Here is a 21,407-nt window from a genome sequence, read left to right as displayed (position 1 = left end):
ACAACTTGCTATTGGATAAGCCCTCGACCGATTAGTACTGGTCAGCTCCATGCATTGCTGCACTTCCACCCCCAGCCTATCTACCTCGTCGTCTTCAAGGGGTCTTACATACTGGGAAATCTCATCTTGAGGGGGGCTTCACGCTTAGATGCTTTCAGCGTTTATCCCGTCCGTACATAGCTACCCAGCGGTGCTCCTGGCGGAACAACTGGTACACCAGCGGTACGTCCATCCCGGTCCTCTCGTACTAAGGACAGCTCCTCTCAAATTTCCTACGCCCACGACAGATAGGGACCGAACTGTCTCACGACGTTCTGAACCCAGCTCGCGTACCGCTTTAATGGGCGAACAGCCCAACCCTTGGGACCTACTTCAGCCCCAGGATGCGATGAGCCGACATCGAGGTGCCAAACCTCCCCGTCGATGTGGACTCTTGGGGGAGATAAGCCTGTTATCCCCAGGGTAGCTTTTATCCGTTGAGCGATGGCCCTTCCATGCGGTACCACCGGATCACTAAGCCCGACTTTCGTCCCTGCTCGACTTGTAGGTCTCGCAGTCAAGCTCCCTTATGCCTTTGCACTCTTCGAATGATTTCCAACCATTCTGAGGGAACCTTTGGGCGCCTCCGTTACTCTTTAGGAGGCGACCGCCCCAGTCAAACTGCCCACCTGACACTGTCCCCGCACCGGATTACGGTACCAGGTTAGAACCTAGATACGATCAGGGTGGTATCCCAACGTTGCCTCCACGCAAGCTGGCGCTCACGTTTCAAAGGCTCCCACCTATCCTGTACAGATCGTACCCAAATTCAATATCAAGCTGCAGTAAAGCTCCATGGGGTCTTTCCGTCTTGTCGCGGGTAACCTGCATCTTCACAGGTATTAAAATTTCACCGGATCTCTCGTTGAGACAGCGCCCAAGTCGTTACGCCATTCGTGCGGGTCAGAATTTACCTGACAAGGAATTTCGCTACCTTAGGACCGTTATAGTTACGGCCGCCGTTTACTGGGGCTTCGGTTCACAGCTTCGGATTGCTCCTAACCACTCCCCTTAACCTTCCAGCACCGGGCAGGCGTCAGCCCGTATACTTCGCCTTACGGCTTCGCACAGACCTGTGTTTTTGCTAAACAGTCGCTTGGGCCTTTTCACTGCGGCCCCCTCGTGCTATTCACACTACCGGGGCACCCCTTCTCCCGAAGTTACGGGGTCATTTTGCCGAGTTCCTTAACGAGAGTTCTTCCGCGCGCCTTAGAATACTCTTCTCGCCTACCTGTGTCGGTTTGCGGTACGGGCACCATCACCTGGCTAGAGGCTTTTCTTGGCAGTGTGAGATCATGACCTTCGCTACTATAATTTTCGCTCCCCATCACAGCTCAGCCTTACAATGTGCGGATTTGCCTACACATCAGCCTTACTGCTTAGACGGACATCCATCAGTCCGCGTCACTACCCTACTGCGTCCCCCCATTGCTCATAACGGCTTACGGTGGTACAGGAATTTCGACCTGTTGTCCTTCGACTACGCCTTTCGGCCTCGCCTTAGGTCCCGACTTACCCTGAGCGGACGAGCCTTCCTCAGGAACCCTTAGGCTTTCGGCGGATCAGATTCTCACTGATCTTTTCGTTACTCATACCGGCATTCTCACTTGTATAATGTCCAGCGCTCCTTACGGTACACCTTCAACCCTTATACAACGCTCCCCTACCCCTGATGCAAAGCATCAAGCCATAGCTTCGGTGGTGTGTTTAGCCCCGTTACATTTTCGGCGCAGAGTCACTCGACCAGTGAGCTATTACGCACTCTTTCAATGATGGCTGCTTCTAAGCCAACATCCTGGTTGTCTGTGCAACTCCACATCCTTTCCCACTTAACACACACTTGGGGACCTTAGCTGATGGTCTGGGCTGTTTCCCTTTTGACAATGGATCTTAGCACTCACTGTCTGACTCCCGGAAGTAAGTCTATGGCATTCGGAGTTTGACTGAGCTTGGTAACCCTTGCGGGCCCCGCACCCAATCAGTGCTCTACCTCCACGACTCTGTTTTCCGAGGCTAGCCCTAAAGCTATTTCGGGGAGAACCAGCTATCTCCGAGTTCGATTGGAATTTCTCCGCTACCCCCACCTCATCCCCGCATTTTTCAACATGCGTGGGTTCGGGCCTCCAGTGCGTGTTACCGCACCTTCACCCTGGACAGGGGTAGATCACCCGGTTTCGGGTCTACGTCCACGTACTAAGTCGCCCTATTCAGACTCGCTTTCGCTGCGGCTCCGGCTCTTCACCTTAACCTTGCACGGGAACGTAACTCGCCGGTTCATTCTACAAAAGGCACGCCATCACCCCTAAAACGGGCTCTGACTTTTTGTAAGCACACGGTTTCAGGTTCTATTTCACTCCCCTTCCGGGGTGCTTTTCACCTTTCCCTCACGGTACTGCTTCACTATCGGTCGCTAGGAAGTATTTAGCCTTGGCAGATGGTCCTGCCGGATTCATACGGGGTTTCACGTGCCCCGCACTACTCGGGATCCGTCTCGGAGGGAACCAACTTTCAACTACAGGGCTTTTACCTTCTTTGGCGGGCCTTTCCAGACCTCTTCGCTTAACCGGTTCCTTTGTAACTCCATGTGAGACGTCCCACAACCCCAAAGAGCAAGCTCTCTGGTTTGGGCTTCTCCGCGTTCGCTCGCCGCTACTGACGGAATCACTATTGTTTTCTCTTCCTCAGGGTACTTAGATGTTTCAGTTCCCCTGGTATGCCTCTGCATAACCTATGTATTCAGTTATGAGTAACTGGAAATTACCCCAGCTGGGTTTCCCCATTCGGACACCCCCGGATCAAAGCTTGCTTACAGCTCCCCGAGGCAGTTTCGTTGTTCGCCACGTCCTTCATCGGCTCCTAGCGCCTAGGCATCCTCCGTGTGCTCTTAGTAGCTTAACCATTTTGTTCCGGTTTCGGTCGCTCGCTTCCCTTGTTTTACTTGCGCAAAGCCAAAAGTCGCTCTCACCCGATACCATCACAAAAGCAATTTGACTACCGTTTTTATTGAAACTTGTTTAACACAAGTTCAGCTAAAAAGGAATGTTCTAATTCGCGTTTGTTTCGTTTCGATATCTAGTTTTCAAAGAACAAGCTCCATGCAAAAGCAAGCTGTTTTGAGAGTTTGAGCTCTCAAAACCGAACAACGAGTGAGTGTTTTGCAGCTAAGCTGCATATTTGAATGTTTCCGTTGCAGGAAACGATTCTCCATAGAAAGGAGGTGATCCAGCCGCACCTTCCGATACGGCTACCTTGTTACGACTTCACCCCAATCATCTATCCCACCTTCGGCGGCTGGCTCCTTGCGGTTACCCCACCGACTTCGGGTGTTATAAACTCTCGTGGTGTGACGGGCGGTGTGTACAAGACCCGGGAACGTATTCACCGCGGCATGCTGATCCGCGATTACTAGCAATTCCGACTTCATGCAGGCGAGTTGCAGCCTGCAATCCGAACTGAGACCGGCTTTGTTGGGATTGGCTCCATCTCGCGATTTCGCAGCCCGTTGTACCGGCCATTGTAGTACGTGTGTAGCCCAGGTCATAAGGGGCATGATGATTTGACGTCATCCCCACCTTCCTCCGGTTTGTCACCGGCAGTCTATCTAGAGTGCCCATCCGAAATGCTGGCAACTAAATATAAGGGTTGCGCTCGTTGCGGGACTTAACCCAACATCTCACGACACGAGCTGACGACAACCATGCACCACCTGTCTTGAATGTTCCGAAGAAAAGGTACATCTCTGCACCGGTCATTCAGATGTCAAGACCTGGTAAGGTTCTTCGCGTTGCTTCGAATTAAACCACATACTCCACTGCTTGTGCGGGTCCCCGTCAATTCCTTTGAGTTTCAGTCTTGCGACCGTACTCCCCAGGCGGAGTGCTTAATGTGTTAACTTCGGCACCAAGGGTATCGAAACCCCTAACACCTAGCACTCATCGTTTACGGCGTGGACTACCAGGGTATCTAATCCTGTTTGCTCCCCACGCTTTCGCGCCTCAGCGTCAGTTACAGCCCAGAGAGTCGCCTTCGCCACTGGTGTTCCTCCACATATCTACGCATTTCACCGCTACACGTGGAATTCCACTCTCCTCTTCTGCACTCAAGTCACCCAGTTTCCAGTGCGATCCGGGGTTGAGCCCCGGGATTAAACACCAGACTTAAATGACCGCCTGCGCGCGCTTTACGCCCAATAATTCCGGACAACGCTTGCCCCCTACGTATTACCGCGGCTGCTGGCACGTAGTTAGCCGGGGCTTTCTTCTCAGGTACCGTCACCTTGAGAGCAGTTACTCTCCCAAGCGTTCTTCCCTGGCAACAGAGCTTTACGATCCGAAAACCTTCATCACTCACGCGGCATTGCTCCGTCAGGCTTTCGCCCATTGCGGAAGATTCCCTACTGCTGCCTCCCGTAGGAGTCTGGGCCGTGTCTCAGTCCCAGTGTGGCCGATCACCCTCTCAGGTCGGCTACGCATCGTCGCCTTGGTGAGCCGTTACCTCACCAACTAGCTAATGCGCCGCAGGCCCATCCCCAAGTGACAGATTGCTCCGTCTTTCCAGTTCTCTTCAGGCGAAGAAAACAATTATTCGGTATTAGCTACCGTTTCCGGTAGTTGTCCCAAACTTGAGGGCAGGTTGCCTACGTGTTACTCACCCGTCCGCCGCTAACCATCCGAGAAGCAAGCTTCTCTTCAAGTCCGCTCGACTTGCATGTATTAGGCATGCCGCCAGCGTTCGTCCTGAGCCAGGATCAAACTCTCCAATAAAGTATTGAAAAGAGCGATAAGCTCATTTTGAATCTGACGAGATTAAAAATCTCATTTGTGCTCCAGTCGATTCAAGCCAAGGCTTGTCTCAAACTTTCGCGTTCATTCTGCAAGCAGAATGTTTACTCACTCGTTGTTCAGTTTTCAAAGATCAAACTTGTTTCGTTACCGAATGTCGTTCTATTCAGCAACTCTTATATAATATCATGTCCGAACCAACTTTGCAAGCTCTTTTTTTTAAGTTTCTTTCGAAGCTTATTTCATTCGCTTGCCGCACCGTGTATCTCGTGTTTTTTTGGCCGGAAATAGAATATACCATGTAGAACACACACTTGTAAAGAGTTAATTTCAAAACTTATCAAATCCACGATCTAACCATATTAAGGACCTTCAATCTACCATGAACTCTCAGGTTCAATTTTATTATCCTGCAGCTTAATCTTCTTTATTTAAATCTGTCTTTCTTCTATATATAAGAAGGCAACCCTCTCAACTCTTATATTCGAGACAAAAGGGTTACCTTCTATAGTAATCTATATTTATTTACGTTCTACTTTATATCCTTTATCCTCAAGCAGTTTCACGATGCCGTGATCGCCCAAGTAGTGTGCCGCACCAACAACAATGAAATATTCCTCACCTTTGCCGTTTTTCAAGTAACCATCGATTTTGTCCGCCATACCAATGTTACGATCAACCAGCATTGCTTTGTTATATTCCTCGTTAGTGGAGAAGCTGTTTGTCAGTTCAAGCAGTTGCTCGTCATTACCCGTTTTCCACATCTCAGCCATTTCTTTCACACTGTTATCCAACACGTCGAAGTTTTCGATTGTCGCTTTCAGTGTTTCCTCTTGTGTTTCTTTGGAAAAGTCGTTAAACATGCCAAGTTGAGATTGATAACTCTCCAACTCGATAACTGGAAGTTTGCGCTCGATCGCTTTCTGGATGAAATACAGATCCACTCCTGCTGACGCTTCGTATCCTGCCGTTGTGGACTTCAAACTTGCAAGTGTGCTCTCTACTACCCAAGGCTTAAATGCATCCAAGGCGTTAGACTCCAGACCATTTTTCTTCAATACATCACCCAGCTTAGTATACGTTTCACTGGAGATGTGATCTTTCAGTGTTGTTCCATCTTGATACGAACCCAGACTTAGAACCAGCTTTTGCTGCTCTTCATCAGCGGCTTTGCTAATATCAATCTCTACCCCGAGATAGTCAGCTTCCGCAAAGGCTTCTTCAAACTCCGGACGCAATGGATAGAAGCTCTCATCCGCAATATGCATGGACCCTACCAGATAGACCGTGTTGCCATTGCTTTCAACTTCCCACATGAATCCACGTCCACCGGTTTGAGCAGTTTCGGTTGCTCCACCTTTGGATACCAACAGCACCGTGCGCGTTGCAGCATCCCAGCGAACTTCGTAACCTGCTGCATCACCAACGATGCGAATTGGAGCATACGTTACACCATTGATACGTGTAAGCTTGCTTTTGAGTGTAATCGTTTTGCCATCTACTACAGCCGTGATCGTATCATCTGTCGCAGTTGTTAGCATCACATCCATAGCTTCCAGCGTAGTCCGCAGTGGAACCAATGTTGTACCTTTCTCCAGGATCGGCGCTCCTGTAGCATATTTCACAGCTTCGTCATTAACCTTGACGGAAGTTCCTTGTGGAGCAGCCATAGCTGGTACTGCAGATGCGAGCAACCCTACTGAGATGGTAAGAGATAAGAGCATGCGTTTCCAATTCTTCATATTATGTAATCTCCTTTATTGAATATAGTTGCCAATCCATTTTTTAATAGAATAGACATACTTAGATACTACGGTTAAAGATGGGAATTGGTGCCACTCCAAAACGGAGCAGCACTTTCTCCCTTCATTACTCTCATTAGATAAGAAACAATAAAAACGAAACCGTCGTATAGGTTTAATGCTAGATATTCGCAAAATCCAAGCTATGCCAAGATAAATAGATACTGATCAGAGCCAGGAAAAAGAATGCTATAGAAACCTTCGGATTGCCCCACAGCTTCACTCCATATGCGACGAAGAAAATAGCGATAGCTAATTTAGAGATGCTTTGGTAGTTGCCCTGCTCTGAAAAGGCTGAACTGCTAAATACAATTGAAAGTAGTAGTGTAGTCAGGATCGATCAATGCTTTAAACCACAGAGGTTCCCTCAAAAACTGTATATAGAACCCTTTTAACTGCTGCATGATCATCGACCCTCTCCTGAACTCGATTTAATATGACCACCGACACAGCACACCACTTGTCATAATTAGTGAGAAAAAGTCATCAATAAAGTTTATCTATCAGGACATATTTTCATGATAAGTAGGAAAAAGCGCAAAACTCATTTTGCATCTTCATAAATGATAATGTATACGGATTTTTTCGATATTTTATCTTAATTATACATAGCAAAAAGACCACTATCTAGTATTAGATAACAGTCTCATTTTAGAATACTTTATTCATTTAAATTAAAATCATTCCGTCTTCTATTCTTCTACAGAAACATAAATACTTAATCGTATGCGAATTGCCGCTATCTCAAAACCAGTTAGAATCATAATCCAGTGATCTTTCCTCCCCTTCTTTCTCTAGTAATATGTTCAGGAAAACATCAAGCAGCTCCTATCAGCTTGAGTACAACTAAAAATATTGCTGGGATAATCGAATTGATGGAATTAAATATTCAGTGAACGATGATATTCGACCATATATTTCTGATAGCTCCTTCTAAAGTAAGTAGAAGCTGGATCCTTATTCTTGCTGCTTCATTCGGAAAGAATCTCACAAATTTTGTGCTTCGGCATGTAGTTGTCATGATTCATCCTCTGGTATAGAGTCTAACTAATCTTCTTGCACATTTCGGTACAGTTTATCTAATATCGTTTTTAACTGATTTAATTCATCGTGTTCCAAACCTCGTGTAACATAGTCATGCGCGTTTTTAACTGTTAACAACAGCTTTCCTTTAACTTCTTGACCTTTAGAGGACAAATATAAATAATGTGAGCGCTTATCTTGATCATGAACAATACGTCGAACCATGCCCTTGCGTTCTAAAGAATGTATCATTCTCACTACCGTTGTTTGATCCCGATCGATGGCCTCCGCCAGCTCTTTTTGAGTCATAGCTTTATCTATATCAAGACAGGAGATAATGCTCCACTGCTCCGGTGTCACCTTGTAGGGCTTTAATTGTTTCGTAAAATAGTTTGTAAGCTTGACATCTGTACGATGGATCAAGAAGCCGGTAATATTATATAAGTCCATTGCAGTACCCTCATTTATCATTTTCTTAAATCAAATATAGTCGATCTCTCAAAGGTTACACATGAAATCCGTCAAAAATTCGTTAATTTCGTTCAGAAAAAATGATACATGGATACAATCAAGCTAAGTATGAACAAAATGAGTGCTGGAATGGCCTTCTGAATCGGATCTTTAGCTAAGACTATTAAAGTAAACGCTCCAGCAAGCATTGTTCCGGCTAGAAGCAAACCAGCTAAAATTGCTGCGACAGGCATCCAGATGCCAACGATCATACCAGCTGCCCCCACAATCTCGAACGAACCAGTCAAAACATTAAAGAACGATGGCAGTCCAAAACGTTTAAACTCATTGGCCATTTTACCGGAAATAATTTTGCTTCCTGTAAAAAGGAAAAACACACCTAATAGAACCTGTAAAACTGTGATAAAAATGAACATATCTACCCCTCTTTCATAAAGTTATGCATATGAATTTAATACATGCTATAGCATGTATTTTGTTTGAAATTTTATATATTGTCAACCCTAAAATAAAGCTTTATAGATTATAGCCCTCTTATGTCCTTTTAATTTTTCTTAGATTATCGTTCCAAAGGAGCTTTCTTTTTCACATATCGTTAATATTTCTAGCATGGAATTCAATTTCTGTTCTTTGTTGAACTGTCGTAAATTTCTCTGTAATCAGCCAATTAAAAGCCTATGCTTCTCACTTTCAATAAATTTAGTAACAAACAAAGGTAATTTACTTAACTTATTGTCAATTCCACCTACGGAATGTAATTTAGCTTGTTTATACAAAAATCAACCATCCCAAATTAAATATAACTTCTAAGTAATTATTCGTTCTTGACTGTTTGTATCGAACACCATTAAACAACATGTAGCGCGTTCAACATTAAATTGGCCACCAATGGCTGCAAGCTAATTTCAAATAGAGATATGCATATTTATGGATAAATATGCATATCTCGCTAATTATGACAACACACACACCTTCAAACACTCAACCTAGATCTTATATGCCTTCATGGCTTTAAACAATTCCTTAAAGGTTGGACGTTTACCGTACATCAACACACCTGTGCGATAAATTTTGGCTGCAAGCCATCCGAAGATGATAATGGATACAATGAGAATCGCTAAGGACGTTAGAATCTCCCAAGTTGGCGCAACTCCTGCGCCGATTCGTACCAGAATCGCGGTCGGCGACGTGAATGGAATGAAGCTTGCGATTTTCAACAACAGAATGTTCGGTGTAGAAATACTGAAGATCGCAATATAGAAGGAAACAAGCGACAACATCGTAATCGGCAGAACAGCCTGACCGAGTTCTTCAGTACGGCTTACCATTGAACCAATGGCAGCGAACAACACGGCATACAGGAAGTAACCCAGAATGTAGAATATGAGTCCGTACACAATAACCGCAATATTCACATCACTTACACTCATATTGAAATCACCTAATACTGCACGATTATGCGGCAACAAGATATTTCCGGCAACCACCGCTCCGAAGATCCCGATTTGCAGCATCCCCACCATGAAAATCCCGATGATTTTACCAAACATCTGACTGAGCGGTGATACACTCGTAATCAGAATCTCCATAATACGTGAGCTCTTCTCAGCTGTGATCTCAGAGGCAATCATGTTACCTGTCATCATCGTTGAGGTAAACAGCAGGATGATCAGCAAGTACACCACAATATAGTTAATCGGGCTCATTTTACCTTCAGACTCAGTACCTGCTCCGCTCTCATCTGTACTCAAACTTTGCTCAGTGAGCTTCACAGGTGTTGTAATCAGTTCCTTCTGCTCCGCTGTGAGTACATCCTTCACAACCACATCCAGCTTCACACTCTGCAACGCTGCTTCAATGGATGCAATGATCTGAGGTGATACGTCTTCTGCTGAATATAGAATGGGCTGCGGGAACTCTTGCCCGGAAACTGCTTCAAACTTCAGATAACCATCGGTAAGCCCTGCTTCCACATCCGCCGCAAGAGCAGCCTCATCTTTGTCACCACTGGCAATGAATCGATAGGCCTGATCTCCTTGAGCCGCAGAGAAGCTCTCCAGTTTCTCGGAAACTTCAGGTTGCCCTGTACTCAAAAGACCAATATTTACAGGATTACTACTTGAAGCTCCACCAATGGAACCCCCATTAAATAAGGTAATGAAATACGGGACATTGAGTCCGATTGAAATTAAAAGTGCAAGTACAATGGTCGTTACCATGAATGATTTCGTTTTAACTTTGTTTTTAAATGTAAAACCCGTAATCGTTCCCATTTTATTCATTCGACTCACCTACCTCACGAATAAAGATTTGGTTAAGCGTTGGTTCCTTCAGTTCAAAGTGTTCCACTGTCGTCTGAGTCATGGCTGTTCTCAGAATCTCTTGAGCCGCTTCCACCTGACTAATATGTATCAGGTAACCACGCTCATTTCGCTCGACTTTCTTCACACCAGGCAACTGTTCAAGTCCTTCCACACTACCAATCGTACCCAGGAATACCTGTTCACGCGGATACCGGCTCTTGATCTCCTTGATCTCTCCTTGTACCACCGTGTTGGAACGATGCAGAATGGTGATCTGACGACACAACTCTTCAACGTGCTCCATACGGTGTGTTGAGAACAGAATGGCCGTGCCTTCGTCACGCAATTCTTTGACGGTGGACTTGAGTAATTCCACGTTGACGGGATCCAGTCCACTGAACGCTTCATCCAGAATGAGAATCTGCGGTCTATGCACTACAGCCGCGATAAAGCCCATTTTCTGCTGATTACCTTTGGATAACTCCTCGATCTTCTTATCGTAATACTCAGGTACCTCAAACCGATTCAGCCAATACTTGAGGCTCTGATCTGCGTCCTTACCATTCATGCCACGAAGTCGTGCCAGGTAATTAATCTGTTCGCTGACTTTCACCTTCGGATACAATCCGCGCTCTTCCGGAAGATAACCCATAATCTGTTGTAGCTCCGTATTATAGGGCTTGCCGTTGTACAGGATATTCCCTCCGTCAGGGTGAATCAGTCCAAGCACCATACGCATTGTTGTTGTTTTACCTGCACCATTAGCTCCGAGCAGTCCGTAAATCTCCCCCTCTTTTACATTGAGCGTAACTCCATTAACGGCTGTTTTGTCTGCATATTGCTTGACGACTTGCTTCAATTCCAATCGGTTCATCATTTATCGTCTCCCTTCGGTTATTTCCACTGTACGGGTGCATACCCGGCAATCCAGAATGCCAGCACTTCATCCAATTCCAAGTTACGGATTTTCAATACCCGGTTATTGGACAGCTCCAGCCTCTCCTGCGCCTCGCTGACCCGGGTTGTAATTACGCGAACCAGACCTCCCTCTTCTATAGAAGATTCCACAACACCAGGAATACTTTCTGGCCTTAAATCTCCTTCATACCAGACTTCTTTCCACTGATCGAGCACCATATCTTTCTCGGCCATCCCCAGTGACTGACCACGGTGCATCAATACGATGTAATCCGCAAGCCTTTTGACTTCGTCTGCAATATGTGTGGCAATCAGAATCGTGGTGTCTCCCCCCGCCATGAAGGTACGGAACTGCTCAACCATCACTTTCCAAGCAAAGGGGTCCAATCCTGATGAAGGCTCATCCAAAAGCAATAGTCTTGGGCGAGCTGCAATTGCAGCTGCAATCTCAAATTTTCGCCTTTCTCCCTTGGACATCTTGTTCAGCTTCACATCAACAGGTACTTCCATATCCTGAATCAGTTGGTCGAACAACTTCATATCCCAACGTGGGTACCAGTACGCCCGGAAATGGGCCGCTTCTTGTGCTGTTATCCGGTTCTCTTCTGAACCAGCGTTATCTGCCACAAAACCAATCTGTTGTCTCAGTTCAATGGGAAGTGGCCCATCATGTTCCTGACCAAACCATATAATCTGCCCAGCATCTGGCAGCACCACTTGCTGTAACATGTTAAGAAGGGTGCTTTTGCCTGAACCGTTGTGACCGAGAATAGCCACTATATACCCTTCCGGGATGGTCAGATCAATTGGGCCGATAACTCTGCGTTTTCGCATTTTGGATATGCCGTTCAACTGGATTGCTATGGGTTCCACGTATGAATCACTCCCTTACTTCACGTAAATAGCCTTCAGGACTTCCCGGAATAGGCTCTCCATCTCTTCTTCCGTACAGCCTACCGATTTCCCGGACTGCACCGCTGCCTGCATCGCTTCCTGTGCGGCCTTTAATCTATAATTTTCTCTGTCACCGGCTTCTACCTGGGCCACAAATGTACCTGTCCCCTGCTTCGTACGAAGCAAGCCTTCATTCTCCAGATCCTGATAGACCCGTCTAACCGTAATAACACTGCAATTCAGTGCTCCGGCGAACTCACGAATGGACGGCAAATGTGTTCCCTCCCCCAACTGACCCGTAATAATTAACGATCTTAACTGATTTTCAATTTGGTGGTATAAAGGTTCAGCGCTATTTTCATTAATTTGAATGGGTATTTTCACATCTTGCACCTCGCCCTCCGGTACACTCCAGTCTGTTACCTGACCGTGCCGGTTTCATCCTGTATTCGTACATAAGCTCAATTCTCATTTTAATTCAAATCCCGATGAACCAGCTTCTTCAGCGTAAAACGACTAGACAGCCATAATCCCGCTACGCCAGCCACCAGAGAAATCCACATGATCGGGGAAAGCAGCCCCCATGATTTACTTCCATCCATTACAATCCGCAATCCGTAACTGCCTGATATTCGAATCAGTATGGATATGCCAATGGCGAATGGTATAAAAAGCATACTGAGAAGCAAGTATTTCTTGCCACTGTTCAGAAACTCTCCGTAAATATAGAACCCTGTTACCAAAAGGCCATAACCTGTACAGGTAAGGCTAAAGGCCAGATACTGATCCCATCGGAATCCTTCGGCATGAAGGTTAACCACGTATAACGATCCGTAGAAAAAGATTCCATTGTACGTAAACGCCATCAGAGACTGCTGTAGCCTGGACCACATCACCACTTGTTCAGGAATGGGAATTCTACGATAGTAGGCCAGCATCTGCGTATAAGAATCTTCCTGTATGTAACGGAAGGAGCGCCTGCAGAACATAAACCCTTGAAATGGCAACATGATTAAAAAGAAGGAATCCACTACTGGATTAATAATATCTGTCTGTTGTTGTCCTAAAAACATCACACCGCTCATGCCGCCAGTGTATATCATGAATAATGCAGACCATAGCCATTGGAGCCTATCCTTACTCATCTGGCTGCGGGTCAACCACCACGCCTGCTTCCATTCGTTCATATGCATGCCTGCCTTTCACCTGTCATTCACTCATGTTGCTTACTGTGATTACTGTATATATCAATATACACAGTATACAGACCTATTTCTCATCCCGTCAACCCCTAATTTTCCTGAATCAGGAAGACGGGATGGGACACAGTACGAATTTACGTTAAAATAAATTATAGTAACGAATCATAGAAAGGAAGGTTACAGCTATGGATTGGCTGGTAGAGATCGGATTTGTCCTCCTTTTCCTTATCGTCGTAATCTGGTTGGTCCTTCGGGATGAGCCTCATCGTCATTCTGCCAAAAAAGGCAGATACCGCATCCGCCGTAACAACGGTTATACCGACTCTGCTTCGGGATATCCGGTCATTATGGGAGATGACTCCTACGATCGACATGCCAAACACACACCGGATCACAAACATCATGAGTCGGATTCTTCATCCGACACACATTCTCATCACAACAGCGATAGTGGTAGCAGCAATGACAGCGGTGGAGATAGTGGCGGCGGAGACAGTGGGGGTGGCGGGGATTAAACATCATTCCCCAATCACAAAAGAAGGGCTGTACCCGTTATTGTGTAAACACAATTCGGGTACAGCCCTTTGCCGCTCTCTAGCACCTGTTAGAAGAAGAGGCCTTACGATTAAACGAGATTATAGCCACTAGGCAGACTGCGATCCCTGCGGATTGCGCGAATCTGAGCCAGCGTTAACCGTTGATTGGTGGAGATCAGGGATTCCACATCATTGCCACGGATCAGATCATCCAAATCTCTCAAGTTGGTGTTGCCTCGGAAGACCCGGAATCCACCTTGGAAGTTAGGACGTGTAAACACAACCAGTGTTGCATTGGAACTTGTTGAGAAAAAGCGCAGGCTCTCCACCCCATCCAAAATATTGTCCAGGTTACGAAGACCCGTGTTGCCACGATAGATGCGGCTTCTCCCTCTGTAGTTCTCTTCTGAATACACGGTAAGACGTGGATACGTCTGACTGACGTTGACTGTTTTTTTCATTTTGTTTCCCCCTCTCGAACTCATTCTATGAATGAATGAGAGAGGAAGCGTGGACGAATGATCTGCTAGATTCGTCCATTTTCATATTTTCAGAAGAGAGTAGTGACGCACGCCCGAGTAACCGGAGGTTATATCTCTACTTTTATACGCCGAGGATAACTTCCCATACCGGACGTGTATGACCACCAGGATATAAGAGATATAAAAGAACATACACAACAACACCTGTTAGCGCTGACCCAAACCAGATCATGGACGTGAACTTACCCCAGCGGCGATGTTTTCCGAACTTCTTTTTGAACCCCAGCACCAGTGTGGAGATGCCAAATATCGCTGCCACGGTAGCCAGGATAATATGAAAGATCAGAAATATCCGATAAAAGATCTCCAGATCCGGGTCCCCGCCCCAAGCTGTATTGCCCACGAACACTGTACGAGACATATAGATCACAAAGAAGATTAGAGCTGCAATCGCACCTGCTACCATGGCGGACTGATGAGCCTCACGTTTACCCCGAATAATCAGTACCCATCCAATCCCCACTAGTACTGCACTAATCACAATGAAAGAAGTACTGATCGTTGGTAGCCAAAAATACATATCCATCGTGTGTTCCCCCTCTTGTCAGAACATTACTTCATTATTTGGCAGCCGGATTGAGCGGCCCCCCTGCAGGATACGAATCATCATCATCTTCCTGCTTCTCTTTCCGATACCATTGGAAAAAGACATAAGCCAGCATCGAGGCAAAGATTCCTTCCTGAATAAACTTCATGACAATGCCACCGACCTGCTGATCTTCCTTCGCGGAAGACAAAAAGTTGAAGAACGCAGGCCCACCGAATGAGCGAAGTAATGCCGTAGAATCTCCAGACACACAATACCGCATTGCTTCAGCCCATACGGCCGGGTTGCTGTACGTCTGATACAACGGCTCGGCCGCAAAAATAATCAATCCACACGCAGGCGTGAGCAGTACCATATTCAGAAAAATAAAACCAATCTTGGATAACCCCGATGCTTGTCTGCCTTCTGGTAACGGATTCAGCAATGTCCACCACATGAGCATCGAGGTGATGAACAATGCAATATAATACAACCGGTGAACGGTAAAATTCAGCATGACGTAATCATGTACAATCGGTAGGTGATACAGCGAGAACAGCCCGTTAAAGAGCACTGCCGCAACGATCGGATGAGCCAGGAACGATAGCTGGCGTGTAGGCAACCAGCGTACGATTTTGCGCCATACCCAGATCGGCAAACCTTTCATCATCAGCGGCGGGGCTACCAGATAGGAGAACGCCATGCTCACCATATGGAAGCTAAACATCACGTGACCAAGCAGATTAAATGGTCCAGCTTGAGCCAGATACAGGACAAACAGCCCTGTAATAAACATGATTTTCTGTGCAGCAGTCGCAGGTTCTGCATCCTTTATTTGCTCACTTAACGGTCCCACAAGCACCAGATAAGCCGCAGCAATGATCAGAAATAAAGCCAGTATAAGCGGACTCCATAAATCATTGAAGCTAAAATATTGCAACCCGAGCATACGGGAAACCTCCCCGTGACCTGATTTGGTTGTTGCCTTCATTACTTTGTGAAGATTCATTCGCCAAAAAGGGGAAAAGACGGCGGCAATGCGCCGCCGCCATCTCTTTTACCACCAGACCCAATAGAGTGCCATAATGATGCACGTAAAGGCTACGAAAAAGCCAAAGGCCATGAACAGAATCGGCATTAAGTGCCCTTTGTCCTTCAAGTGCATCCAATAACCCAATTGAACGAATACTTGAAGAATAGCCATGACGAGCAAAATAATAATGATAAAGGTTGTGTTGACCCCTCCGGCAGAAGCAGCCGCAAACGCAATCAGCGTAAGAATAATGGAGAAGATAAACACCACGACGTGTTTCTGTGGCCCTTCCGTCCGGTGACGGTGTTTCACAGGCTGTTGATCTGTCTTATCCTGTGCCGACATGTGCTACCCCACCTTTCCGAGCAGGTACACGACCGTAAAGATGAACACCCATACCACGTCAATAAAGTGCCAGTACATTGCGGAGACGTATACTTTAGGTGCGGTTACGACCGTCAATCCTTTTTTGAACAGCTGACCGATAATGATTCCGATCCACACAATACCAAAAGCAACGTGGGCTCCGTGGAACCCGACCAGTGTATAGAATGCTGAACTGAATGCACTCGTGGTCATGCCAAACTCTTTATGTTTCACATACTCGTAGAACTCGTAAATTTCCAGTGCGAGAAATCCCATACCCAGTACTACCGTGATGCCAAGCCACAACGCTAGTGCATCTCGCTTGCCCTTATGCATGGCCTGAATCGCAAATACACTCGTCAAACTACTGACCAGGAGAATGAACGTTGCAGCGGCCACAAGTGGCAGGTGGAACAGTTCATTCGCCGTAGGTCCATCATTGGTTTGGCCACGAAGAGCCAGGAAGGTAGCAAAGAGTGTACCGAACAGTACCGTTTCGCCGCCAAGGAACAACCAGAAGGCGATAAGCTTGTTACGGCCTTCCAGCGTTGCTTTCTCCGGTTCATGCGGCAATTTGTCGTTCACCGGTTCGGCATGTGAGGTTGTCATGTTCTAGCCCCCTTCTCATCCTGATCCTCCGGTTCAATATGCCAGCCATGATCATCATAAAGTGAACGAAGTGCCATTGCACCGAATGTGATTACGAGACCAATAATAACTACAATATAATTGTTGAAAATGACATTCATAAATGCATTACCAAATTCATCATTGCTGAACATCAAGCCAAGTCCGGCGATAAAGATACCTACTGACATTACAAACGGCAACGGCGTTGCTGAAGGCATATGAATCGAACCTACAGGTTCTGCCGGTGTCATCTCCGTATGTCCTGCCATTTTTTCCTTCCAATATGCATCAATTCCGCGTACCAGCGGCGTCTGCTTGAAATTATATTCCGGCGGCGGAGATGGAATAGACCATTCCAGTGTACGGCCGTCTTCCCACGGATCGTTTGGCGCGCCAGCCGGTTTTTTCATTGTGATCACGATGTTCACGAGGAACATGATAACCCCAACACCCATTAGAAACGCACCGACGGAGCTGACCAGATTGAGCAGGTCAAAGTCCTGATTCGGCAAGTATGTAACGATCCGGCGCTGCATCCCCATCAGACCGAGGAAATGCTGTACAAAGAACGTTAATTGGAAACCGATCATAAATGTCCAGAACGTCCATTTGCCCAGTGTTTCGCTGAGAATACGTCCGAACATCTTCGGCCACCAGTAATGCAGTCCCGAGAACAATCCAAGTACGAGTCCCCCTACAATAACGTAGTGGAAGTGGGCTACAACAAAGTACGTATCATGGAACTGGAAGTCTGCCGGAGCAGATGCCAGCATAACGCCTGTAACACCACCCATAACGAAGGTTGGGACGAATCCAACAGCAAACAGGTTTGCCGCTGTAAAGCGGATCTGTCCACCCCACATCGTAAAGAGCCAGTTAAAGATTTTGATCCCGGTAGGTACGGCAATCAACATCGTGGAGATGGAGAAAAGCGCGTTGGCTACATTACCCAGACCTGTTGTAAACATGTGATGCGCCCATACCATGAAGCCCAGAAAGGCAATCAGGATGGTAGCAAATACCATGGAGCTGTATCCGAACAACCGTTTACGCGAGAAGGTCGGAATAACCTCCGAGATAATACCAAATGCCGGCAGAATCAGAATGTATACTTCCGGGTGCCCGAAGATCCAGAAGATGTGCTGCCAGAGTACGGGGTTACCGCCACCTGCGACATCGAAGAAATTCGCTCCCAGTATACGGTCAAACGTCAGAAGTACAAGCCCTACCGTGATGGCAGGAAAAGCAAAAAGGATAATGGCAGATGTAATAAATGTCGTCCATGTAAACATCGGCATCCGCATGTAGGACATGCCTGGAGCACGCATTGTAATAATCGTTGCGAGAAAGTTAATGCCCCCGATGAGCGTTCCCAGACCCGCAATCTGAAGGCCGATGGTGTAGAAATCCACACCATGCGTTCCACTATACTCACTGCCCGAAAGCGGGGTATATGAGGTCCAGCCCGCATCCGGTGCTCCGCCCATAACCCAGCTCAGGTTCAGCAACAATCCACCAAACAGGAATGTCCAGAAACCCAACGCGTTAAGAAACGGAAAAGCAACGTCCCGCGCCCCGATCTGCAAAGGCACGACAGCATTCATAATGGCAAAAATAAGTGGCATGACACCAAGGAAAATCATCGTTGTTCCATGCATTGTAATCAATTCGTTGAAGACCTGTGCCGATACAAAATCATTCATAGGCTTCATCAGTTGAATCCGAATCAAAATGGCTTCAATGCCGCCGATTCCAAAGAAAAATCCACCCGCAACCAAATAGAGAATGGCAATTTTTTTGTGATCGACGGTGGTGATCCAATCCATCAAGCCCCTGTACCTCTTGACGCTATGCGCATGAGCCAAGGTTGTGTACCCCCTTCTTCGTCCTTGCTGTTCTATTCATAGTCCAATTTGTAGTTGGCCAGATATTCGGCAATTCCGTCGATTTCTTCATCCGTCAACCCAAGATCTTTGGGATTCGGCATGGTATTGCCCGGCTTCACGGATTGTGGATCATGGAGCCATTCTTTCATGTTATCCAGTACCGGACTACCTTCTTCCTGTCCCTCGCGAGAATTCAGCAAAATGCCTGCGACAGATTCCTTGCCGCCGATTCCCGTCAGGTTAGGTGCAACCGGTCCACCTTGATCACCAACAGCGTGGCAAGAAAGGCAGTTTGTTTTGAACTTTTCAGCCAATTGAGTGTCTTCAGGAAGGACTGCGGGTGCTTTCATCTGGTTCACCCATCTGTCAAAGGATTCCTGACTCACTGCTTTTACCTTAAACTCCATGAAAGCATGCGATCTGCCACATAATTCGGCACATTTACCACGGTAAACGCCTTCATTCGGTGCAGAGAAACTGAACTTGTTAAGTGTTCCATCCGGGTTTGTGTCCATTTTGCCCGCAAGTGACGGCACCCAGAAGGAGTGAAGCACGTCAGCGGTTTTTAATTCGAATGCAATTTTTGTTCCGGTCGGGATGATGAGATCTTGAGCGGTGGTTACGTCATATTGAGGATAAGTGAATTCCCACCAGTACTGATGCGAGGTGACTTGGACCTTAAGTGCATTTTTGTCATTGGACAGATCTTCGCCTTGGGCAAAAATCGTTTGGACCGTCGGTACTGCCAGAACAATAACCAGCAATAACGGAATGGCTGTCCAGATTACTTCCAGCTTGAAATTACCTTCAACCTGTTCGGGCATCTCAGTCTGCCCGGCTCGTCTACGAAACCGGATCAGAACATAGGCTGCTATGGCAAATACAATGATGAGCACCACGATCATAATCGCGATGGATAACTTCATCAGATCATATTGGCCTTGCGCTACAGGACCCTGAGGTTTCATTACCGACAAGTCTTCCCGCCCGCATGCGGATAGCAGCAAAGAGAACACCGCCAGCAAGGGGAGAATTCGCTTTGCAACCTGCCACTGTTTCATCATTGATCTACCCCACTTTTTTACGTTTTCGTAGATTACCGTTGTCGTTCGGTAGAAAGGCAACAAAAGGTACGTTTCAGCACGATACGCATAATCCTCTTCATCATACAGAACGCTTAGAAAAATAACGCTTCCAGTACTCCCGTGAATTCCTGCTCAGGGCATGTCTGCGCATTCTTCCAATTCATTCTATATGCTTCAATCACTTATTAAATATAAGTTGAGGGTATGATTTTGTCAATCTTTGGACACATGTTCACAAATTGTTCACTTTATGTAAAAAACCGCTCTACAACTTGATTTGCAAACGATTTCAGTTAAAAGTATTACACTCTACATTTGAAAATTTTTGCCAAATTTCGGTGATAAAACTCGATTTATTGGTGATTTTTCTCACATTGAAAACATGTGCTATTATGCAAAAGAAAGATCAGAATATATGGAAAACCTCTTCCATATCCATTCAGAAGACATGCCTACCGCTCCATACCGCTATCTTTAAGCTCAAAACAGCATGGAGCATTTCGGAGAAAGTTCAACTCAAGCCCTCTTCTTCACTGAGTTCATCTCACGTGCCATCGGTCAGAATCAAGGGGCCATTCCCAGTAATCGCAACCGTATGCTCATACTGGACCCCCCAGCTGCCATCTACCGTCCTTACCGTCCATCCATCTTCATCCCACACAACGGCCCCGGAACTGCCTTTTGTAAAGATTGGTTCAATCGTAATAACCATGCCCTCGGTGAGCATCGTGCCCGTTCTGCGTTTGCCATAAGGCAACACATTTGGGGGTTCATGAATATATTGACCAATCCCATGACCAATGAGAGGCTTCACAATTCCGTACCGATACAATCTGGCTGTTCGTTCAATGGCACTTCCAATATCTCCGAGTGTATTCCCTGGAACTGCCTGGGCAATCGCCCGCTCAAGTGCCTTCTCCGTGCGCCTCATCAGCTTGCGAATGGATCTGCTTGTTTCACCAATTCCATATGTCCAGGCCGAGTCAGCAAGCCAGCCGTCTTTGTTCACCACCATATCGATGGTCACTACATCCCCACTCGCCAGCTCCTCTTCCCCAGGAAATCCGTGGCAGACCACTTCATTGACAGAGGCACACGTCGCGTACGGATATCCTTTGTACCCTTTTTGCTCCGGTGTGGCTCCTCGTGCTGCCAGAAACTCTTCCACCCGCTCATTAATCGCTGCTGTCGTGATACCGGGGATCATCCACTGCTCAATATGCTGGTGACAGCTCCACAAAATTCTTCCTGCTTCCCGCATGTAGCCAATCTCTTCTTTGGTTTTCAAAATAGGGTCCACATGCATTCATCCTTCCCGCTGTAGGTGTACTACCATATATATGCAGCAGGAACGCAAAAAAAACCGCCTT

General features: G+C 46.6%; 17 protein-coding genes and 2 rRNA genes. 1 reads left to right on the top strand and 18 read right to left on the bottom strand.

The annotated features are described in order from the left end of the window. Positions 1–11 precede the first annotated feature (11 nt). From MKY95_RS03235 to MKY95_RS03190, 10 genes are all read right to left on the bottom strand, one after another. Positions 12–2,937: ribosomal RNA gene (locus MKY95_RS03235) — 23S ribosomal RNA — on the bottom strand. Between the two features lie 312 nt (positions 2,938–3,249). Then, positions 3,250–4,802, bottom strand: a 16S ribosomal RNA gene (locus MKY95_RS03230). The 16S and 23S rRNA genes sit together here, the layout of an rRNA operon. Before the next feature lie 539 nt (positions 4,803–5,341). Next, positions 5,342–6,562 carry a TraB/GumN family protein gene (locus MKY95_RS03225; RefSeq protein ID WP_076319467.1) on the bottom strand — a complete coding sequence of 407 codons (1,221 nt, stop codon included), beginning with the start codon at positions 6,560–6,562 and terminating at the stop codon, positions 5,342–5,344. A 1,107-nt stretch (positions 6,563–7,669) separates the two neighbouring features. Beyond that, the gene (locus tag MKY95_RS03220) at positions 7,670–8,095 is read right to left on the bottom strand and encodes a MarR family transcriptional regulator (protein WP_036613157.1); all 426 of its coding nucleotides are present in this window, start codon (positions 8,093–8,095) and stop codon (positions 7,670–7,672) included. A 92-nt stretch (positions 8,096–8,187) separates the two neighbouring features. Next, positions 8,188–8,532, bottom strand: a complete 345-nt coding sequence (locus MKY95_RS03215; RefSeq protein WP_036613160.1) for a DoxX family protein — start codon at positions 8,530–8,532, stop codon at positions 8,188–8,190. 570 nt (positions 8,533–9,102) lie between these two features. Beyond that, entirely contained in the window at positions 9,103–10,398 is a 1,296-nt protein-coding gene (locus tag MKY95_RS03210; RefSeq protein ID WP_076329709.1) for an ABC transporter permease, read from the bottom strand. Further along, the gene (locus MKY95_RS03205; RefSeq protein ID WP_036613228.1) at positions 10,391–11,293 is read right to left on the bottom strand and encodes an ATP-binding cassette domain-containing protein; all 903 of its coding nucleotides are present in this window, start codon (positions 11,291–11,293) and stop codon (positions 10,391–10,393) included. Before MKY95_RS03205 ends, MKY95_RS03210 begins: the two co-directional genes overlap by 8 nt. Before the next feature lie 20 nt (positions 11,294–11,313). After that, positions 11,314–12,210: an ABC transporter ATP-binding protein gene (locus MKY95_RS03200; RefSeq protein WP_036613165.1), complete on the bottom strand. Its 897-nt coding sequence runs from the start codon at positions 12,208–12,210 to the stop codon at positions 11,314–11,316. 15 nt (positions 12,211–12,225) lie between these two features. Further along, complete coding sequence (locus MKY95_RS03195; protein ID WP_036613231.1) at positions 12,226–12,615, bottom strand: GntR family transcriptional regulator; 390 nt, start codon at positions 12,613–12,615, stop codon at positions 12,226–12,228. A gap of 89 nt (positions 12,616–12,704) precedes the next feature. Then, positions 12,705–13,418, bottom strand: a complete 714-nt coding sequence (locus MKY95_RS03190; protein ID WP_047840453.1) for a hypothetical protein — start codon at positions 13,416–13,418, stop codon at positions 12,705–12,707. 200 nt (positions 13,419–13,618) lie between these two features. Here MKY95_RS03190 and MKY95_RS03185 point away from each other — a divergent pair, with 200 nt between their 5' ends. After that, entirely contained in the window at positions 13,619–13,948 is a 330-nt protein-coding gene (locus tag MKY95_RS03185; protein WP_036613168.1) for a hypothetical protein, read from the top strand. Positions 13,949–14,058: 110 nt separating this feature from the next. On the opposite strand, the gene MKY95_RS03180 is transcribed toward MKY95_RS03185, so the two are convergent. The 8 genes from MKY95_RS03180 to map form a co-directional block, all read right to left on the bottom strand. Next, positions 14,059–14,430 (bottom strand): hypothetical protein, encoded by a 372-nt coding sequence (locus tag MKY95_RS03180; protein WP_036613171.1) that lies wholly within the window; start codon positions 14,428–14,430, stop codon positions 14,059–14,061. Positions 14,431–14,572: 142 nt separating this feature from the next. Then, positions 14,573–15,037: a DUF420 domain-containing protein gene (locus MKY95_RS03175; protein ID WP_074093349.1), complete on the bottom strand. Its 465-nt coding sequence runs from the start codon at positions 15,035–15,037 to the stop codon at positions 14,573–14,575. 34 nt (positions 15,038–15,071) lie between these two features. Continuing rightward, positions 15,072–15,986 carry a cytochrome c oxidase assembly factor CtaG gene (ctaG, locus tag MKY95_RS03170; protein ID WP_076319470.1) on the bottom strand — a complete coding sequence of 305 codons (915 nt, stop codon included), beginning with the start codon at positions 15,984–15,986 and terminating at the stop codon, positions 15,072–15,074. Positions 15,987–16,094: 108 nt separating this feature from the next. Beyond that, a complete protein-coding gene (locus MKY95_RS03165; protein WP_036613178.1) occupies positions 16,095–16,415 on the bottom strand; it encodes a cytochrome C oxidase subunit IV family protein in 321 nt (106 codons plus the stop codon). Between the two features lie 3 nt (positions 16,416–16,418). Then, on the bottom strand, positions 16,419–17,045 hold the full coding sequence (locus MKY95_RS03160) for a cytochrome c oxidase subunit 3 (protein ID WP_047840264.1): 627 nt from the start codon (positions 17,043–17,045) through the stop codon (positions 16,419–16,421). Continuing rightward, the gene (gene ctaD, locus MKY95_RS03155; protein WP_036613181.1) at positions 17,042–18,931 is read right to left on the bottom strand and encodes a cytochrome c oxidase subunit I; all 1,890 of its coding nucleotides are present in this window, start codon (positions 18,929–18,931) and stop codon (positions 17,042–17,044) included. The genes MKY95_RS03160 and ctaD overlap by 4 nt, the downstream gene beginning before the upstream one ends. A 32-nt stretch (positions 18,932–18,963) precedes the next feature. Continuing rightward, complete coding sequence (gene coxB / locus MKY95_RS03150) at positions 18,964–20,016, bottom strand: cytochrome c oxidase subunit II (RefSeq protein ID WP_047840266.1); 1,053 nt, start codon at positions 20,014–20,016, stop codon at positions 18,964–18,966. Between the two features lie 565 nt (positions 20,017–20,581). Continuing rightward, positions 20,582–21,343, bottom strand: a complete 762-nt coding sequence (gene map / locus MKY95_RS03145; protein WP_076319471.1) for a type I methionyl aminopeptidase — start codon at positions 21,341–21,343, stop codon at positions 20,582–20,584. Positions 21,344–21,407 lie beyond the last annotated feature (64 nt).

This window comes from Paenibacillus sp. FSL P4-0176 (assembly GCF_037975265.1).
Classification (GTDB): domain Bacteria; phylum Bacillota; class Bacilli; order Paenibacillales; family Paenibacillaceae; genus Paenibacillus; species Paenibacillus amylolyticus.
This window is presented reverse-complemented; position numbering and strand designations above follow the sequence as displayed.

What these genes read in the sequence shown, in the direction of transcription:
- MKY95_RS03220 (WP_036613157.1), bottom strand. Translation starts at nt 8,095, where the DNA reads ATGGACTTATATAATATTACCGGCTTCTTGATCCATCGTACAGATGTC.
- MKY95_RS03185 (WP_036613168.1), top strand. Translation starts at nt 13,619, where the DNA reads ATGGATTGGCTGGTAGAGATCGGATTTGTCCTCCTTTTCCTTATCGTC.
- MKY95_RS03225 (WP_076319467.1), bottom strand. Translation starts at nt 6,562, where the DNA reads ATGAAGAATTGGAAACGCATGCTCTTATCTCTTACCATCTCAGTAGGG.
- MKY95_RS03210 (WP_076329709.1), bottom strand. Translation starts at nt 10,398, where the DNA reads ATGAATAAAATGGGAACGATTACGGGTTTTACATTTAAAAACAAAGTT.
- MKY95_RS03205 (WP_036613228.1), bottom strand. Translation starts at nt 11,293, where the DNA reads ATGAACCGATTGGAATTGAAGCAAGTCGTCAAGCAATATGCAGACAAA.
- ctaG (WP_076319470.1), bottom strand. Translation starts at nt 15,986, where the DNA reads ATGCTCGGGTTGCAATATTTTAGCTTCAATGATTTATGGAGTCCGCTT.
- MKY95_RS03215 (WP_036613160.1), bottom strand. Translation starts at nt 8,532, where the DNA reads ATGTTCATTTTTATCACAGTTTTACAGGTTCTATTAGGTGTGTTTTTC.
- MKY95_RS03180 (WP_036613171.1), bottom strand. Translation starts at nt 14,430, where the DNA reads ATGAAAAAAACAGTCAACGTCAGTCAGACGTATCCACGTCTTACCGTG.
- MKY95_RS03160 (WP_047840264.1), bottom strand. Translation starts at nt 17,045, where the DNA reads ATGACAACCTCACATGCCGAACCGGTGAACGACAAATTGCCGCATGAA.
- map (WP_076319471.1), bottom strand. Translation starts at nt 21,343, where the DNA reads ATGCATGTGGACCCTATTTTGAAAACCAAAGAAGAGATTGGCTACATG.
- coxB (WP_047840266.1), bottom strand. Translation starts at nt 20,016, where the DNA reads ATGATGAAACAGTGGCAGGTTGCAAAGCGAATTCTCCCCTTGCTGGCG.
- MKY95_RS03165 (WP_036613178.1), bottom strand. Translation starts at nt 16,415, where the DNA reads ATGTCGGCACAGGATAAGACAGATCAACAGCCTGTGAAACACCGTCAC.
- MKY95_RS03190 (WP_047840453.1), bottom strand. Translation starts at nt 13,418, where the DNA reads ATGAACGAATGGAAGCAGGCGTGGTGGTTGACCCGCAGCCAGATGAGT.
- MKY95_RS03175 (WP_074093349.1), bottom strand. Translation starts at nt 15,037, where the DNA reads ATGGATATGTATTTTTGGCTACCAACGATCAGTACTTCTTTCATTGTG.